We start from the raw sequence: 13,873 nt of genomic DNA, 5'->3' as shown, positions 1-13,873 counted from the left end.
ACGCGCGGCGATGACCGTGGTCCCGAGGCACCCGAAGCCGTTGCAGCATGTCCGCATCCACACCGTCGGCCCCTTGGCAGCCTGGTCTCGCACCGGCTGCAGATCGCGCCACGTTCCACCTGGGACGTGAACGCAGCGATTTCCAAGGCGCCATCGACTGGGACCTGAAGCGCAACTGCTCGCTGGCGCCGCGGCAACTGCTGGGGTTCTACCTCTCGTTGTGTGCGGTGTCCCTGGGCATCGCGTCGGTCTTCTGGTTGAACGGCGCGCCCTGGGTGATGCCCTTCGCCTGGGTCGAGGTGCTGGCGGTTGGTGCTGCCCTCTGGATGTACGCAAGGCACGCGGGCGACCGCGAGAGCATTGCTTTGAGAAGCGACCGGTTGACGGTGGTTCACGCCAACGGGTCGCAGGTGGTGCGTGTCGAGTTCTTGCCGGCGTGGGTCCGGGTGGAGCCCGAACACGGCGACAACTCGTTGATCGAGCTGTCGGGTCAGGGACGGCGGATTTCCGTCGGGCGCTTCGTCAGGCCCGAGCAGCGCCGCCAACTGGCCGACGAACTGCGATGGGCCCTGCGCCGCTGGCACCGCGGCGCGATGCCCGTCGCGGCGATGTGAATTTGGATAACTGAAACGACCATGATGAAGACGATCAAATCATTGGGGCAACAGGCGTGTCAGACGGCCTGCCGCATCAGCGTGGCGGCGCTCGCTGCGCTGGCCAGCACCAGCGCCCTGGCGGTCAAAGACCTGCCGGGCGGCCCGGCCGTCAACCAGATTGACCTGCACCCCCCGGTGACCCAGATCGCGGTGGAGGTGCAGTGGCTGCACAACTTCATGCTGATCATCTGCTCGATCATCTTCATCGGCGTGTTCGGTGTGATGTTCTATTCGATCATCAAGCACCGCAAGTCGCGTGGCGCCAAGGCCGCCAACTTCCACGAGAGCACCACGGTCGAGATCATCTGGACCATCGTGCCCTTCATCATCGTCATCCTGATGGCGCTGCCCGCCACCAGCGCGGTCGTGAAGATGAAGGACACGAGCGCGGCCGACCTCACCATCAAGGCCACCGGCTACCAGTGGAAGTGGGGCTACGACTACCTGAAGGGCGAAGGCGCCGGCATCGGCTTCCTCTCGACCCTCGACGTGAGCCAGCGTGAAGCCTCCGACGCCGGCAAGCCCGTCGGCGACGACTACCTGCTGCGCGTGGACAACCCGCTGGTCGTGCCCGTCGGCAAGAAGGTCCGCATCGTGACCACCGCCAACGACGTGATCCACGCGTGGATGGTTCCGGCCTTCGGCGTCAAGCAAGACGCGATCCCCGGCTTCGTGCGCGACACCTGGTTCAAGGCCGAGAAGACCGGCGACTTCTACGGCCAGTGCGCCGAGCTGTGCGGCAAGGAGCACGCCTACATGCCCATCCACGTGAAGGTCGTGTCCGCCGAGGACTACACCAAGTGGTCCGAGGCCAAGCTGAAGGAAGCTGCCGCCAAGGCCGACGACCCCAGCAAGGTCTGGAACCTCGCCGAGCTGTCTGCCCGTGGCGAGAAGGTCTACGCCGCCAACTGCGCCGCCTGTCACCAGGCCAACGGCAAGGGCGCCGGCCCGATCAAGGCGCTCGACGGTTCGCCCATCGTGCAGGACAAGGACAAGGCCCCGCAGATTGCCATGCTGCTCAACGGCAAGGGCGCGATGCCCGCCTGGAAGCAACTGAGCGACACGGAGATCGCCGCGGTCATCACCTACACCAAGAACAGCTGGTCGAACAAGACCGAGCAAGTGGTGCAGCCGGCCGACATCAAGGCCGCGCGCTAAGCCCAGCGACCGAACAGAGTTCAAGGAAGAGATCCCATGAGTGCAGTACTCGACTCCCACGGCCACGCTGACGGCCACGCGCACGACGCCCACGACGGTCACCACGACCACCCGCACGGCTGGCGCCGCTGGGTGTACGCGACCAACCACAAGGACATCGGCACGCTGTACCTGCTGTTCTCGTTCACGATGCTGATGGTCGGCGGCGTGCTCGCGCTGCTGATCCGCGCCGAGCTGTTCCAGCCCGGCCTGCAGATCGTGAACCCGCAGCTGTTCAACCAGCTGACCACGATGCACGGCCTGATCATGGTGTTCGGCGCGATCATGCCGGCCTTCGTCGGCTTCGCGAACTGGATGATCCCGCTGCAGATCGGCGCCAGCGACATGGCCTTCGCGCGGATGAACAACTTCAGCTTCTGGCTGATGATCCCCGCGGCCATCATGCTCGTGGCCTCGTTCTTCATGCCCGGTGGTGCCCCCGCCGCCGGCTGGACGCTCTACGCGCCGCTGACGCTGCAGATGGGCCCGTCGATGGACGCAGGCATCTTCGCGATGCACATCCTCGGCGCCTCCTCGATCATGGGTTCGATCAACATCATCGTCACCATCCTCAACATGCGCGCGCCCGGCATGACGCTGATGAAGATGCCGATGTTCTGCTGGACCTGGCTGATCACCGCCTACCTGCTGATCGCCGTGATGCCCGTGCTGGCTGGTGCGATCACGATGACGCTGACCGACCGCCACTTCGGCACCGCCTTCTTCAACCCCGCCGGCGGTGGCGACCCGATCATGTACCAGCACATCTTCTGGTTCTTCGGGCACCCCGAGGTGTACATCATGATCTTGCCGGCCTTCGGCATCGTGAGCCACATCGTGCCGGCCTTCTCGCGCAAGCGCCTGTTCGGCTACACCTCGATGGTCTACGCGACCGCCTCGATCGCCATCCTGTCGTTCATCGTGTGGGCCCACCACATGTACGCGACCGGCATGCCCGTGACCGGCCAGCTGTTCTTCATGTACGCGACCATGCTGATCTCGGTGCCCACCGGCGTGAAGGTCTTCAACTGGATCGCGACGATGTGGAAGGGCTCGATGACTTTCGAGACGCCGATGCTGTTCGCGGTGGGCTTCATCTTCGTGTTCACGATGGGCGGCTTCACCGGCCTGATCCTGTCGATGGCCCCGGTCGATATCCAGCTGCAAGACACCTACTACGTCGTGGCCCACTTCCACTACGTGCTGGTGGCCGGCTCGCTGTACGCCATGTTCGCGGGCGTCTATTACTGGCTGCCCAAGTGGACGGGCGTGATGTATTCCGAGCCGCGCGGCAAGTTCCACTTCTGGGGCTCGTTGATCACCTTCAACGTCACCTTCTTCCCGATGCACTTCCTGGGACTGGCCGGCATGCCCCGTCGCTACGCCGACTACCCGATGCAGTTCGCCGACTTCAACCTCGTGGCCACCATCGGCGCCTTCGGCTTCGGCCTGATGCAGGTGTACTTCTTCCTGTTCGTCGTGCTGCCCTGCATGCGCGGCAAGGGTGCACCAGCCCCGCAGAAGCCCTGGGAAGCCGCCGAAGGCCTGGAATGGGAAGTGCCGTCGCCGGCACCGTTCCACACCTTCGAGAACCCGCCGAAGCTGAACGCCCAGGCCACGAAGATCATCGCCTGATTGCCCCGGCACCACGACCATGGCCCTCACGCCTGAGCAGAAGAAGAACAACCGCCGCCTGGGGCTGATCCTGGCGTCGGTGGCGCTGGTGTTCTTCCTCGGCTTCCTGGCCCGCATGGTGTATTTCGGTCACTGACCGACGGCCCCGACCATGTCAGCGCCCGAGCCTCAACGCGATGCCCAAATGCGCAGCGACAACGCGCGCATGGTCGGCAAGCTGATGGTCATCGTGCTGGCGATGTTCGGCTTCGGCTACGCGCTGGTGCCGATGTACCGCGCCATTTGCGACGCGCTGGGCATCAACGTGCTGTCGGTGTCCGAGCGGGTGACGCAGGGCTTCGCCTCGCCGGTCTCGCCCAAGACCGGCCAGAAGGTCAACACGCAGGTGGACAGCTCGCGCACGATCACGGTCGAGTTCGACGCCAACTCGCGCGGCCCCTGGGACTTCAAGCCCGAGCGCGCCTCGATCGACGTGCACCCGGGCGAGCTGGCCACCGTGGTCTACGAGTTCCGCAACGTGCAGAACCGCACGATGGCCGCGCAGGCGATCCCGAGCTATGCCCCGCAGCAGGCGATGCCGCACTTCAACAAGCTCGATTGCTTCTGCTTCAACGAATACACGCTGAAGCCGGGCGAGACGAAGAAGTGGCCGGTGGTGTTCGTGATCGACCCCAAGCTGCCGCGCGACGTGAAGACCATCACCTTGTCGTACACCTTCTTCGAAGTGGGCGGCAAGGTGCCGGCCGCACCGACCGGCAAGTCGGCTGCGGTTTCGACGGCGGAGCCCCGTTCGTGATGGCCGAGCAACCCGACGGCGGCTTGCGCGACGCGGTGCGTCGCAAGGGTTCGTTCCTGCAGACGCTGCGTGCGGTGTTCTGGTCGTTCTTTGGCGTGCGCAAGTCGCGCGACCACCAAGACGACGTGAACCGGCTGAATCCGGTGCACGTCATCGTCGCCGGGGTGCTGGGCGGCGTGCTGTTCGTGCTGGCGCTGGTGCTGCTGGTGCGCTGGGTGATTTCAAGCGGCGTGGCGGCCTGAGCGCCGCGCCGGTCCAAGAGTTTTTAGAAGAGTCAGACCTCGTAGGAGAAAACATGTCGGCAGCGACGCACAAGGGGCAAACGCCTTACTACTTCGTCCCGGGGCCTTCGCGGCACCCGTTCATGGCGGCCGTGGGCTTGCTGTTCGTGATCTTCGGCGCGGGCCAGTGGGTCAACGGCCAGGGCTGGGCGGCCTATGTCGTGCTGTTCGGCCTGCTGTGGTGGGCCTTCGTGCTGAAGCAGTGGTTCGGTGACGCCATCCGCGAAAGCGAAGGCGGCATGTACAGCGACCGCATCGACGTGTCGTACCGCTGGAGCATGAGCTGGTTCATCTTCTCCGAGGTGATGTTCTTCGGCGCCTTCTTCGGTGCGCTGTTCTGGGCGCGCCTGGCGTCGGTGCCTTCGCTGGGCAGCCTCGAAAACGCGCTGCTGTGGCCCGACTTCAAGGCCCTGTGGCCGAGCGCGGTGGCCGGTGCCACGGCGTCGCCGGCCGGCATCGTCGAGCCCTTCACGACCATGGGCCCGTGGCCGCTGCCGACGATCAACACCGCCTTGCTGTTGACCTCGGGCGTCACGCTGACCATCGCGCACCACGCGCTGATCGCCGGCCAACGCGCCAAGACCATCGTCTGGATGTGGGCCACCGTGCTGCTGGGCATGACCTTCCTGGTCGTGCAGGGCTACGAGTACTTCCATGCCTACACCGACCTGAACCTGCGCCTCGACTCGGGCATCTACGGTTCGACCTTCTTCATGCTGACCGGCTTCCACGGCTTCCACGTGTTCGTCGGCATGCTGATGCTGCTGTTCATCACGCTGCGCCTGCAGAAGGGGCACTTCACCCCGGAGCGCCACTTCGGCTTCGAAGGTGCAGCCTGGTACTGGCACTTCGTGGACGTGGTCTGGCTCGGCCTGTACATCATCGTCTACTGGTTCTGATCGTGAACCTGGCCCGGGCGGGGGCGGTCTGACCCGCCGCTTCGCGCCAAACGAAAAAGAGCGCCGCAGGGCGCTCTTTTCGTTGGTGGCATCTCTGAGATGCCGTTAGGCCGGTCAGCGGCCCGCCGGAATGCCCGTCGGTTGAATCCACCCCATCCAGTAGCTCAGCAAGATGACCAGGAACAGCGCCACCGAGAGCCCGACCCGCAGCGCCAGCGCGCGGGCCATGCGCTTGGTCTTGGGCTCGCCGTTCTGCCCGTCGCGCATCATGAACACACCGGCCGCGACGAGCGCACCGACGATCAGCACCAGGGCTGCCACCATCAAAGCTTTCATGCGGCGGGATTATTCCACTCGCTTCTCGGGGCAGGCTCGCGCATGGTGACGAACGCACCGCGCCTGCCCCGCTCGCGCTGGCTCGTGCTGATCGCCGCGCTGGCGATGGCCGTGCTAACCGCGCGCCTGGGTGTATGGCAACTCAGCCGCGCCGCGCAGAAAGAAGCGCTGCAAGCGCAGCTCGATGCACGCGGTGCGTTGCCGGCCCTGGCGTCGAGCGAGCTGCCCCTCACGGCCGAAACGGCGGCCGACCAGCACCACCGGCCCGCACGCCTGCAAGGCGAATGGGTGCCGGCGGCCACGGTGTTTCTCGACAACCGCCAGATGAACGGCCGCGCGGGTTTCTTTGTCGTCACGCCGCTGAAGCTCGTGGGCACGGGCGACGCGGTGCTGGTGCAACGCGGCTGGGCCCCACGTGACCTGATGGACCGCCAGCTCGTGCCGGCTGTGCCCACACCCGCTGGCCCCGTCGAGGTCGTGGGCCGATTGGCGGCCGCACCGGCGCGCCTGTACGACTTCGCCGGACCGTCGGCGAGCGGGCCGATCCGGCAAAATCTCGACCTCGCCGATTTCGCCCGCGAGACGGGCCTCGCCCTGCGGCCGTTCTCGCTGCAGCAGGCCGATTCGCCCCCCACCGCGCAAGACGGGCTCTTGCGCCAATGGCCGCCGCCGGCGGTCGATGTCCACAAGCACTACGGCTACGCGTTCCAGTGGTTCGCGCTCAGTGCGCTCGTTGCAGGTTTGTATGTCTGGTTCCAACTCGTCCGCCCCCAGCGAAAACACAAGCCCTGAGGCCGTGAGCTTCACGGTGCATGGCATGCCCGCGCCCGTGCTGCCCGAGGCGCGCCGCACCGTCAGCGGCCGGCTGAAGATGGCGCTCGTGCTGCTCGTGTGCGCGGCGCCGGTGATCGCGTCGTATTTCACCTACTTCGTGATCCGTCCCGAGGGGCGCACCAACTACAGCACGCTGGTCACGCCGCAGCGGCCAATCCCCGCCACGTTGCCGCTCACCGACCTGCAGGGCGTGGCGGTCCCGCCCGACGCGTTGCACAAGCAATGGCTGCTCGTCGTCGTGGCCGGTGGCGCGTGCGACGCGCAGTGCGAGAAGCTGCTCTATCTGCAACGCCAGCTGCGCGAGACGCTGGGCCGCGAGAAAGAGCGCCTCGACAAGGTCTGGCTCGTCACCGACGCGCAACCGGTGCGGCCCGAGGTTCTGGGCGCCATCCAGCCCGGCGAAGGCGCGAACGCCACCGTGCTGCGCGCGCCGCGCGAGGCGCTGGCCGCGTGGTTGCAGCCGGCCGAGGGCCAGGCGCTCGAAGCTCACATGTACATCGTCGATCCCATGGGCAACTGGATGATGCGCGTGCTGCCCAGCCCCGAGCCCGCTCGCCTGAAGCGCGACCTCGAAAAGCTGCTGCGCGCGTCGGCCTCGTGGGACACCCCGGGCCGCTGAGCGCGCCCATCGAGCCATGGACGCCACCCCGCTCTACGACCTGTCACCCGCGCTGCGCCTGGCCTTGCTGGGCGCGGTCATCGCGCTCGGCCCCCTGGCCTGGGTGTGGGTGCGCCACCGCGAGGCCTCGCCCGCGTCGCGCTTGCGCGCGCTGACCTTGCTGACGCTGTTTCTGACCTTCGACCTGGTGCTCTTCGGCGCCTTCACGCGGCTCACCGATTCGGGCCTGGGTTGCCCCGACTGGCCCGGCTGCTACGGCAGCGCCAGCCCGCTGGGCGCGCAGGCCGAGATCCACGCCGCGCAGAGCGCGATGCCTACCGGCCCCGTCACGCACGGCAAAGCCTGGGTCGAGATGCTGCACCGCTACTTCGCGACCGGCGTGGGCGTGCTCATCACGGTGTTGATGGCCCTGAGCTGGCTCTATGCCCGCCGGCGCGTCGCGGCGCTGTCGCCCTGGTGGGCCACGGCGACCTTCGTGTGGGTGTGCATGCAAGGCGCGTTCGGTGCGCTCACGGTCACCATGAAGCTCTACCCGGCCATCGTCACGCTGCACCTGCTGGGCGGGCTGGGCCTGCTGGTGCTGCTCGCGGTGCAGAGCCAGGCCCGCCATGCCCAGGCCCTGGCGATGGGGCGCGGCCTGCACCGCGCCGCGTGGGTGGTGATGGCGCTGAGCGTGGTCCAGGTTGCCCTCGGCGGCTGGGTCAGCACGAACTACGCGGTGCTGGCTTGCACCGACTTTCCGACCTGTCAGGGCACGTGGTGGCCGGCGATGGACTTCGAGCACGGCTTCGCCATCCTGCGCGAACTGGGTGAAGGCAAGGGCGGCGGCTACCTTCCGTTCGCCGCGCTGGTCGCCATCCACTACACGCACCGGCTGATGGCCTACGTGGTGCTCTCGGCGCTGGCGTTGCTGGCGTGGCGTCTGGTGGCCTCGGGCGACGCGGGCGCGCGCCGCTTCGGCTGGGCGCTCGCCGGCGTGGCGCTGTGGCAGTTGCTCAGCGGGCTGGGCAATGTCGTGCTCGGCTGGCCGATCGCTGCCGCACTGGCCCACACCGGCGGCGCGGCCGCGCTGGTCACCTTGCTGGCGGTGGTGCTGACACGTGCGCAATCCGCACCCGGCCGCAGTGCCGATCTCGCCGGCGCGCTTGCGGCGAGGGCCGCCTCCTAAAATCCGACCCTTCGTCCGGGTTCTTCATGGCTGATTCGATGTCCACCTCCCCCGCGCCTGCGTTGGCGATTGCGCCACCGTCGCGCGTGCGGCAGTTCTACGCGCTGACCAAACCCCGCGTGGTGCAGTTGATCGTCTTCTGCGCCGTGATCGGCATGCTGCTCGCGGTGCCCGGCCTGCCCGACTGGCCGGTCGCGCTGGCGGCCACGGCGGGCATCTGGCTGGTGGCCGGGGCTGCTGCGGCCTTCAACTGCCTGGTCGAGCAACGCATCGATGCCAAGATGGCCCGCACCGCCTGGCGGCCCACGGCCAAAGGCGAGCTGACCAACACGCAGACGCTGCTGTTCTCGGCCGTGCTGTGCGGCATCGGCAGCGCGCTGCTGTACTTCTGGGTCAACCCGCTGACGATGTGGCTCACCTTTGCCACCTTCGTCGGCTACGCGGTGGTCTACACCGTGATCCTCAAGCCGATGACGCCGCAAAACATCGTCATCGGTGGTGCCTCGGGCGCCATGCCGCCGGTGCTGGGCTGGGCCGCGCTGCGCGGTGAGGTCGGTCCCGAGGCGCTGATGCTGTGCCTGATCATCTTTCTGTGGACGCCACCGCACTTCTGGGCGCTCGCGCTGTACCGCACCGAGGACTACCGCAAGTCGGGCCTGCCGATGCTGCCGGTCACGCACGGGTCCGACCTGACGCGGCTGCACGTGCTGCTCTACACCTTCGTGCTGTTCGCGGCCACGCTGCTGCCGGTGCTCTATGGCATGAGCGGCCTCATCTACCTCGTCTCGGCCGTGCTGCTGGGACTGGGTTTCATCGCTTATGCGTGGAAGCTGTGGCGCTCGTACTCCGACGCGCTGGCGCGCAAGACCTTCCGCTTTTCCATCCTCCACCTGTCGCTGCTGTTTGCCGCGCTGCTGGTGGACCACTACCTGCTGGTGCCACTGTGATGCTGCTTCGCCGAACCCTGCTGTCGATGGCCTCTGCCGGGCTCGTGCTCGTCGCGGCTTGCGACAAGATCTCGCCGCCTGCGGCCAAGTCGCCCGCCTTCAACAGCACCGACATCACCGGGGCCACCTACGGCAGCACGCTCGCGCTGCCCGACGTGGACGGCAAGACCCGCACGCTGGCCGACTTCAAGGGCAAGGTCACGGTGATCTTCTTCGGCTTCACGCAGTGCCCCGACGTGTGCCCGACCGCGATGGCCGAACTGGCCGCCGCCAAGAAGGCCCTCGGGGCCGACGGCGAGCGCGTGCAGGGCGTCTTCATCACGGTGGACCCGGCGCGCGACACCGCCGACATCCTGAAGACCTACACCGCCAGCTTCGACCCCAGCTTCGTCGCGCTGCGCGGCACGCCCGAGCAGACCACCGCGCTGGCGAAAGACTTCAAGGTCTTCTTCGAGAAGGTCGAGGGCAAGACCCCCGGCAGTTACACCGTCAACCACACGACCGGCTCGTACGTGTTCGACGCAAACGGGCAACTGCGGCTTTTCACGCGCCACAACATGGGCGTGCCGGCCCTGACGGCCGACCTGAAGGCGCTGCTTTGAACCGTGCCTGACCCGGCGGCGGCACGTCACGGCGTCGCACAAAGACCAACGGCCCCTCGCGGGGCCGTTGTCGTTTGGGGCGGGTGGGTGCCGTCGCTCAGGCCGGCTCGGCCAGCGCCTTGCGCATCTTCTTCATCGCCGCCACCTCGATCTGGCGGATGCGTTCGGCGCTGACGCCGTACTCGGCCGCCAGTTCGTGCAGCGTCATGCCGCCCGAGCTGTCGTCGTTCACCTTGAGCCAGCGCTCTTCGACGATGCGCCGGCTGCGCGGGTCGAGCACGTCGAGCGCCTGCGTGATGCCGTCGCCAGCCAGCCAGTCACGGCGCTGCGATTCGAGCACGCGCGTCGGCTCGTGGCTGTCGTCGGCCAGGTAGGCGATGGGCGCGTAGCTCTCTTCGCCATCGTCTTGGGTCGGCTCGAGGGCCACGTCGCCGCCCGACAGGCGGGTCTCCATCTCAAGCACTTCTTCGCGCTTGACGTTCAGCGTGCGGGCGACCGAATCGACCTCGCCCTGCGTCAGCGTGGTGCGGTGCGTGTCGTTCTCGGCAGCGTCTTCCTTCAGGCTCTGCTTCATCGAGCGCAGGTTGAAGAACAGCTTGCGCTGTGCCTTGGTCGTGGCGACCTTCACCATGCGCCAGTTGCGCAGGATGTATTCGTGGATCTCGGCCTTGATCCAGTGCATGGCATAGCTGACGAGGCGCACGCCTTGCGCCGGGTCGAAGCGCTTCACGGCCTTCATCAGGCCGACGTTGCCTTCCTGGATCAGGTCGCCGTGCGGCAGGCCATAGCCGAGGTACTGGCGGGCGATCGACACCACCAGACGCAGGTGCGAGAGCACCAGCTTTCCGGCAGCTTCGACATCGCCGCTTTCACGCAGCCGGCGCGCAAAGCCTTGCTCTTCTTCCAGCGTGAGCAGCGGGATGCGGTTGACGGCCGAGATGTACGCGTCCAGGTTGCCGAGCGACGGCACCAGGGCCCAGGGGTCACGGACTGCAACAGCGGTGTGGGTGGACAGGTTCATGGCGATCTGAGACACGGATGCCCTCCTCAAGTTCCACAAATATTAGCACTCGATGGGGAGGAGTGCTAAGCGATGGAAACGTGAAGTTTGGAGTTTTTTCAGGCCAGGATTTCACCTGCCTCAAGAAATTTGAATGTGAGCGCAGGCTTTCTTGATTAATGCGAGTTGGCATGATCTGCGTGATGCGACTCAGCCAGTGGATGGCCGTCTGCGTGCGTCAAGAACCGCATCAAAACGCTCGATCCGGGCCAGCGAGTAGGCGGGCCGCGCCTGCACGCGTTGCCACCAGTCGTGGACCCGCGGCGAGGCGGGAATGGCCTCGGGCGCCAGTTCGGCGATGCGCGCGATGAAGGGCACGGCCGCGATGTCGGCCAGCGAGTAGTCGCCCAGCAACCAGGGCGCGCCGAACTCGTCGAACAGCTGACCCATCTGCGGGATCAGCTTCAGCAGCTTGGCCAGCGCCGTAGCCTTCTCTTCGTCGGTGTAAGGCCGGCGCGCGATGCGCTCCCAGGCCTCGCGGCGCTCGGGCGTGGGCACGGCGGCGAGCTTGGCTTTCAGCTCGTCGTCGCTCCACTTCGTGGCGCCGGGCTGCAGCGCGATGCTCCAGTTCAGGATCAGCAGGTGCGGCAGCGATTTCTCGTCGGTGAATCGCACGAAGTTGCGCATCACGGCGCGCGCGTACGGGTCGGCGGGGCGCAACGGCGGCTCGGGCTGGATCTCGTCGAGGTACTCGCAGATCGTCGAGCTTTCGTACAGCGAGCGGCCATCGGCCAGTCGCAGCGCGGGCACCTGGCCATTGGGATTCATCGCCAGGTAGGCGGGCGAGTGGTGCTCTTGCTTGCCCATGTCGATGGGCACGCTTTCGTAGGCGATCCCTTTCTCGGCGAGGCACAGGCGCACTCGGCGCGACGCGCTGGACAACCAGCCGTGGAACAGCTTCATCGTTCTGCCTTTCGAAAACCGGGGATCAGGGCACCAGCACCGCCGCGCCGACCGTGGCGCGCGATTCGATGTCTTCGTGCGCGCGCCGCACGTCGGCCAGTGCATAGCGGCGCGTCACTTCCAGCCGCACCTGGCCTTGCCGCACGGCCTCGAACAGCTTCGCCGCGCCGCGCTGCAAGTCTTTCGGGTCGCTGATGAAGGTGCGCAGCGTGGGCCGGCACACGCTCAGCGATTTGGCGTGCAGGCGCTGCAGGTCGAAGGCCTCGACGTCGCCCGAGGCCGTGCCGTAGTTGATGGCGAGGCCCATCGGCCGCAGGCAGTCGAGCGAGGGCAGGAAGACGTCTTTGCCGACCGCGTCGTAGACGACGGCCACGCCTTGCTGGCCCGTCAGTTCGAGCGTGCGCGCGGCGAAGTCTTCGCGGCGGTAGTCGATCACGTGGTGGCAGCCGTGGGCGAGCGCCACTTCTTTCTTGGCCTCGGAGCCCACCGTGCCGATCACCGTGGCGCCCAGTGCGCGCGCCCATTGCGAGAGGATCACCCCCATGCCGCCCGCCGCCGCGTGCACCAGCACCGCGTCGCCGGGCTGCACCGCGTACAGCCGGTGCAGGAGGTATTCGGCGGTCAGGCCGCGCAGCATCGTCGCGCCGGCCACGTCTTCGCTGAAGCCTTCGGGCAAGGTCACCACGCGCGAGGCCGGCACGCGGCGCACGGCCTGGTAGGCGCCCGGGTAGAAATACGCGACCGCTTGCCCGACCTGCAGGCCGCGCACACCGTCGCCCACCGCGTCGATCACGCCCGCACCCTGCGCGCCCAGCGTGGCGGGAAACACCGTCGCCGCGTGCGGCCCGTGGCTGCCGCGGCGCTGGTAGATGTCGGCGAAGTTAAGGCCGATGGCCGACTGTCGGATGCGCACCTCGCCCGGGCCGGGCTCGCCGACCTCGACCGAGGTCACTTCGAGCACTTCGGGCCCGCCGTGGCGGTGGATGTGGATGGCGGTCGTCTGCATGGCGGCCCCCTCAGCCGGCCTTGGCCGTGGGCTTGCGCCGCGCCGCGCGCCGGGTGGCGGCCCGTGCCTCTGCCGCGACTTCGGGCGTGGCGATCGGCGACGCGATGGGCGACGTGATGGGCGACGCGATGGGCGACGCGATGGGCGCGCTGAACGGCATGCTGGCGATGGCGTCGGCGTACACATTGCCGCCGCTGCTGATGTGGCCCGTCATGCCGCGGTAGGCCGCGTCTTCGTCGCCGTTCAAGATGGCCTTCAGCACCACCTCGTGCTCGGCGAGTGAATTGCGGATGCGCCCGGGCCGGTCGAACAGCGTGCGCTGCGGGTGGCGCATGCGCAGGCGCATGGCGCGCAACTGCTTGGCCAGCACCTCGTTGAGGCTGCCGTCGTAAATGATCGCGTGGAAGCGCCAGTTCGCGCGGCCGTAGGCCTCGGCGTCGTCTTTCGCGGCGGCTTCGCGGCAGGCCTGGTCGGCCTCTTGCAGCAGGCGCCGCTGGGCGGCCGGCATGCGCCGCGCGGCCAGTCGGGCGGCCAGGCCTTCGAGTTCGGTGAGGATTTCAAGCATCGCCACGTACTCGGCCACCGACAGCGTGGCCACCACCGCACCGTGCCGTGGCACCGTGGTGACGAGCCCCGCCGAGATCAGCTGCAGCAGCGCTTCACGCGCCGGTGTGCGCGACACCTCGAAGCGTTCCATCAGCGCCTGTTCGTCGATGCGCGAGCCGGCCGTGAGCTGGCCCGAGACGATCTCGGCTTCGAGCGCGGCGCGGATCTTGTCGCTCAGGTTGACGCGTGAAGAAGGGGAGGAGGGGGGCATGGGCGGGGCTCCTGGGGCTGGCCGAATTCTATGCACGGGTGTGTACGCAAAGTGACCATAAGAATGCGTAGAAACACTGAATGTATTTTTATGAGGCTGCTACGTACACTGAAAAAG

17 protein-coding genes are annotated in these 13,873 nt (G+C 67.2%); 12 read left to right on the top strand and 5 right to left on the bottom strand.

Going from position 1 to position 13,873, the window contains the following annotated elements; translation table 11 throughout:
- Positions 1–47 precede the first annotated feature (47 nt).
- The 7 genes from AC1KAT_RS04705 to AC1KAT_RS04675 are packed head-to-tail and all read left to right on the top strand — an operon-like array spanning position 48 to position 5,464.
- A complete protein-coding gene (locus AC1KAT_RS04705) occupies positions 48–614 on the top strand; it encodes a DUF2244 domain-containing protein (RefSeq protein ID WP_480323287.1) in 567 nt (188 codons plus the stop codon).
- A 24-nt stretch (positions 615–638) separates the two neighbouring features.
- On the top strand, positions 639–1,814 hold the full coding sequence (gene coxB / locus AC1KAT_RS04700) for a cytochrome c oxidase subunit II (RefSeq protein WP_480324305.1): 1,176 nt from the start codon (positions 639–641) through the stop codon (positions 1,812–1,814).
- A 36-nt stretch (positions 1,815–1,850) separates the two neighbouring features.
- Positions 1,851–3,488 carry a cytochrome c oxidase subunit I gene (gene ctaD / locus AC1KAT_RS04695; protein WP_480323285.1) on the top strand — a complete coding sequence of 546 codons (1,638 nt, stop codon included), beginning with the start codon at positions 1,851–1,853 and terminating at the stop codon, positions 3,486–3,488.
- A gap of 19 nt (positions 3,489–3,507) precedes the next feature.
- Positions 3,508–3,624, top strand: coding sequence for a cytochrome oxidase small assembly protein (locus AC1KAT_RS04690; RefSeq protein ID WP_480323283.1), 117 nt, complete (start codon positions 3,508–3,510; stop codon positions 3,622–3,624).
- A gap of 15 nt (positions 3,625–3,639) precedes the next feature.
- Positions 3,640–4,284: a cytochrome c oxidase assembly protein gene (locus tag AC1KAT_RS04685; RefSeq protein ID WP_480323281.1), complete on the top strand. Its 645-nt coding sequence runs from the start codon at positions 3,640–3,642 to the stop codon at positions 4,282–4,284.
- A complete protein-coding gene (locus AC1KAT_RS04680) occupies positions 4,284–4,526 on the top strand; it encodes a DUF2970 domain-containing protein (RefSeq protein ID WP_480323279.1) in 243 nt (80 codons plus the stop codon). The genes AC1KAT_RS04685 and AC1KAT_RS04680 overlap by 1 nt, the downstream gene beginning before the upstream one ends.
- A gap of 53 nt (positions 4,527–4,579) precedes the next feature.
- Complete coding sequence (locus tag AC1KAT_RS04675; protein ID WP_480323277.1) at positions 4,580–5,464, top strand: cytochrome c oxidase subunit 3; 885 nt, start codon at positions 4,580–4,582, stop codon at positions 5,462–5,464.
- Positions 5,465–5,578: 114 nt separating this feature from the next.
- Here the strand turns inward: AC1KAT_RS04675 and AC1KAT_RS04670 are convergent, their stop codons facing one another.
- Positions 5,579–5,800 carry a twin transmembrane helix small protein gene (locus AC1KAT_RS04670; protein ID WP_480323275.1) on the bottom strand — a complete coding sequence of 74 codons (222 nt, stop codon included), beginning with the start codon at positions 5,798–5,800 and terminating at the stop codon, positions 5,579–5,581.
- 42 nt (positions 5,801–5,842) lie between these two features.
- Here AC1KAT_RS04670 and AC1KAT_RS04665 point away from each other — a divergent pair, with 42 nt between their 5' ends.
- From AC1KAT_RS04665 to AC1KAT_RS04645, 5 genes are read left to right on the top strand one after another with little or no spacing between them, the layout of a single operon-like run.
- Complete coding sequence (locus AC1KAT_RS04665) at positions 5,843–6,592, top strand: SURF1 family protein (RefSeq protein ID WP_480323273.1); 750 nt, start codon at positions 5,843–5,845, stop codon at positions 6,590–6,592.
- Positions 6,546–7,253, top strand: coding sequence for an SCO family protein (locus AC1KAT_RS04660; protein WP_480323271.1), 708 nt, complete (start codon positions 6,546–6,548; stop codon positions 7,251–7,253). Before AC1KAT_RS04665 ends, AC1KAT_RS04660 begins: the two co-directional genes overlap by 47 nt.
- 16 nt (positions 7,254–7,269) lie before the next feature.
- Positions 7,270–8,421: a COX15/CtaA family protein gene (locus AC1KAT_RS04655; RefSeq protein WP_480323269.1), complete on the top strand. Its 1,152-nt coding sequence runs from the start codon at positions 7,270–7,272 to the stop codon at positions 8,419–8,421.
- A 38-nt stretch (positions 8,422–8,459) separates the two neighbouring features.
- Positions 8,460–9,368, top strand: a complete 909-nt coding sequence (gene cyoE, locus AC1KAT_RS04650; protein WP_480323267.1) for a heme o synthase — start codon at positions 8,460–8,462, stop codon at positions 9,366–9,368.
- Complete coding sequence (locus AC1KAT_RS04645) at positions 9,368–9,970, top strand: SCO family protein (protein WP_480323265.1); 603 nt, start codon at positions 9,368–9,370, stop codon at positions 9,968–9,970. The genes cyoE and AC1KAT_RS04645 overlap by 1 nt, the downstream gene beginning before the upstream one ends.
- Positions 9,971–10,067: 97 nt before the next feature.
- On the opposite strand, the gene rpoH is transcribed toward AC1KAT_RS04645, so the two are convergent.
- The 4 genes from rpoH to AC1KAT_RS04625 form a co-directional block, all read right to left on the bottom strand.
- Entirely contained in the window at positions 10,068–10,991 is a 924-nt protein-coding gene (gene rpoH, locus AC1KAT_RS04640) for an RNA polymerase sigma factor RpoH (protein ID WP_480324303.1), read from the bottom strand.
- A gap of 189 nt (positions 10,992–11,180) precedes the next feature.
- Entirely contained in the window at positions 11,181–11,933 is a 753-nt protein-coding gene (locus AC1KAT_RS04635; protein ID WP_480323263.1) for a glutathione S-transferase family protein, read from the bottom strand.
- Positions 11,934–11,958: 25 nt separating this feature from the next.
- Complete coding sequence (locus AC1KAT_RS04630) at positions 11,959–12,939, bottom strand: quinone oxidoreductase family protein (RefSeq protein ID WP_480323261.1); 981 nt, start codon at positions 12,937–12,939, stop codon at positions 11,959–11,961.
- Positions 12,940–12,949: 10 nt separating this feature from the next.
- Positions 12,950–13,756: a GntR family transcriptional regulator gene (locus AC1KAT_RS04625; RefSeq protein ID WP_480323259.1), complete on the bottom strand. Its 807-nt coding sequence runs from the start codon at positions 13,754–13,756 to the stop codon at positions 12,950–12,952.
- Between the last annotated feature and the right edge of the window lie 117 nt (positions 13,757–13,873).

The sequence above is a fragment of the Piscinibacter sp. PDB5-1 genome, assembly GCF_056676035.1.
This window is presented reverse-complemented; position numbering and strand designations above follow the sequence as displayed.

Bases quoted from the DNA above. Each gene is read 5' to 3' on its own strand.
- AC1KAT_RS04705 (WP_480323287.1), top strand. From the start codon at position 48: ATGTCCGCATCCACACCGTCGGCCCCTTGGCAGCCTGGTCTCGCACCG.
- coxB (WP_480324305.1), top strand. From the start codon at position 639: ATGAAGACGATCAAATCATTGGGGCAACAGGCGTGTCAGACGGCCTGC.
- ctaD (WP_480323285.1), top strand. From the start codon at position 1,851: ATGAGTGCAGTACTCGACTCCCACGGCCACGCTGACGGCCACGCGCAC.
- AC1KAT_RS04690 (WP_480323283.1), top strand. From the start codon at position 3,508: ATGGCCCTCACGCCTGAGCAGAAGAAGAACAACCGCCGCCTGGGGCTG.
- AC1KAT_RS04685 (WP_480323281.1), top strand. From the start codon at position 3,640: ATGTCAGCGCCCGAGCCTCAACGCGATGCCCAAATGCGCAGCGACAAC.
- AC1KAT_RS04680 (WP_480323279.1), top strand. From the start codon at position 4,284: ATGGCCGAGCAACCCGACGGCGGCTTGCGCGACGCGGTGCGTCGCAAG.
- AC1KAT_RS04675 (WP_480323277.1), top strand. From the start codon at position 4,580: ATGTCGGCAGCGACGCACAAGGGGCAAACGCCTTACTACTTCGTCCCG.
- AC1KAT_RS04670 (WP_480323275.1), bottom strand. From the start codon at position 5,800: ATGAAAGCTTTGATGGTGGCAGCCCTGGTGCTGATCGTCGGTGCGCTC.
- AC1KAT_RS04665 (WP_480323273.1), top strand. From the start codon at position 5,843: ATGGTGACGAACGCACCGCGCCTGCCCCGCTCGCGCTGGCTCGTGCTG.
- AC1KAT_RS04660 (WP_480323271.1), top strand. From the start codon at position 6,546: ATGTCTGGTTCCAACTCGTCCGCCCCCAGCGAAAACACAAGCCCTGAG.
- AC1KAT_RS04655 (WP_480323269.1), top strand. From the start codon at position 7,270: ATGGACGCCACCCCGCTCTACGACCTGTCACCCGCGCTGCGCCTGGCC.
- cyoE (WP_480323267.1), top strand. From the start codon at position 8,460: ATGTCCACCTCCCCCGCGCCTGCGTTGGCGATTGCGCCACCGTCGCGC.
- AC1KAT_RS04645 (WP_480323265.1), top strand. From the start codon at position 9,368: ATGCTGCTTCGCCGAACCCTGCTGTCGATGGCCTCTGCCGGGCTCGTG.
- rpoH (WP_480324303.1), bottom strand. From the start codon at position 10,991: ATGAACCTGTCCACCCACACCGCTGTTGCAGTCCGTGACCCCTGGGCC.
- AC1KAT_RS04635 (WP_480323263.1), bottom strand. From the start codon at position 11,933: ATGAAGCTGTTCCACGGCTGGTTGTCCAGCGCGTCGCGCCGAGTGCGC.
- AC1KAT_RS04630 (WP_480323261.1), bottom strand. From the start codon at position 12,939: ATGCAGACGACCGCCATCCACATCCACCGCCACGGCGGGCCCGAAGTG.
- AC1KAT_RS04625 (WP_480323259.1), bottom strand. From the start codon at position 13,756: ATGCCCCCCTCCTCCCCTTCTTCACGCGTCAACCTGAGCGACAAGATC.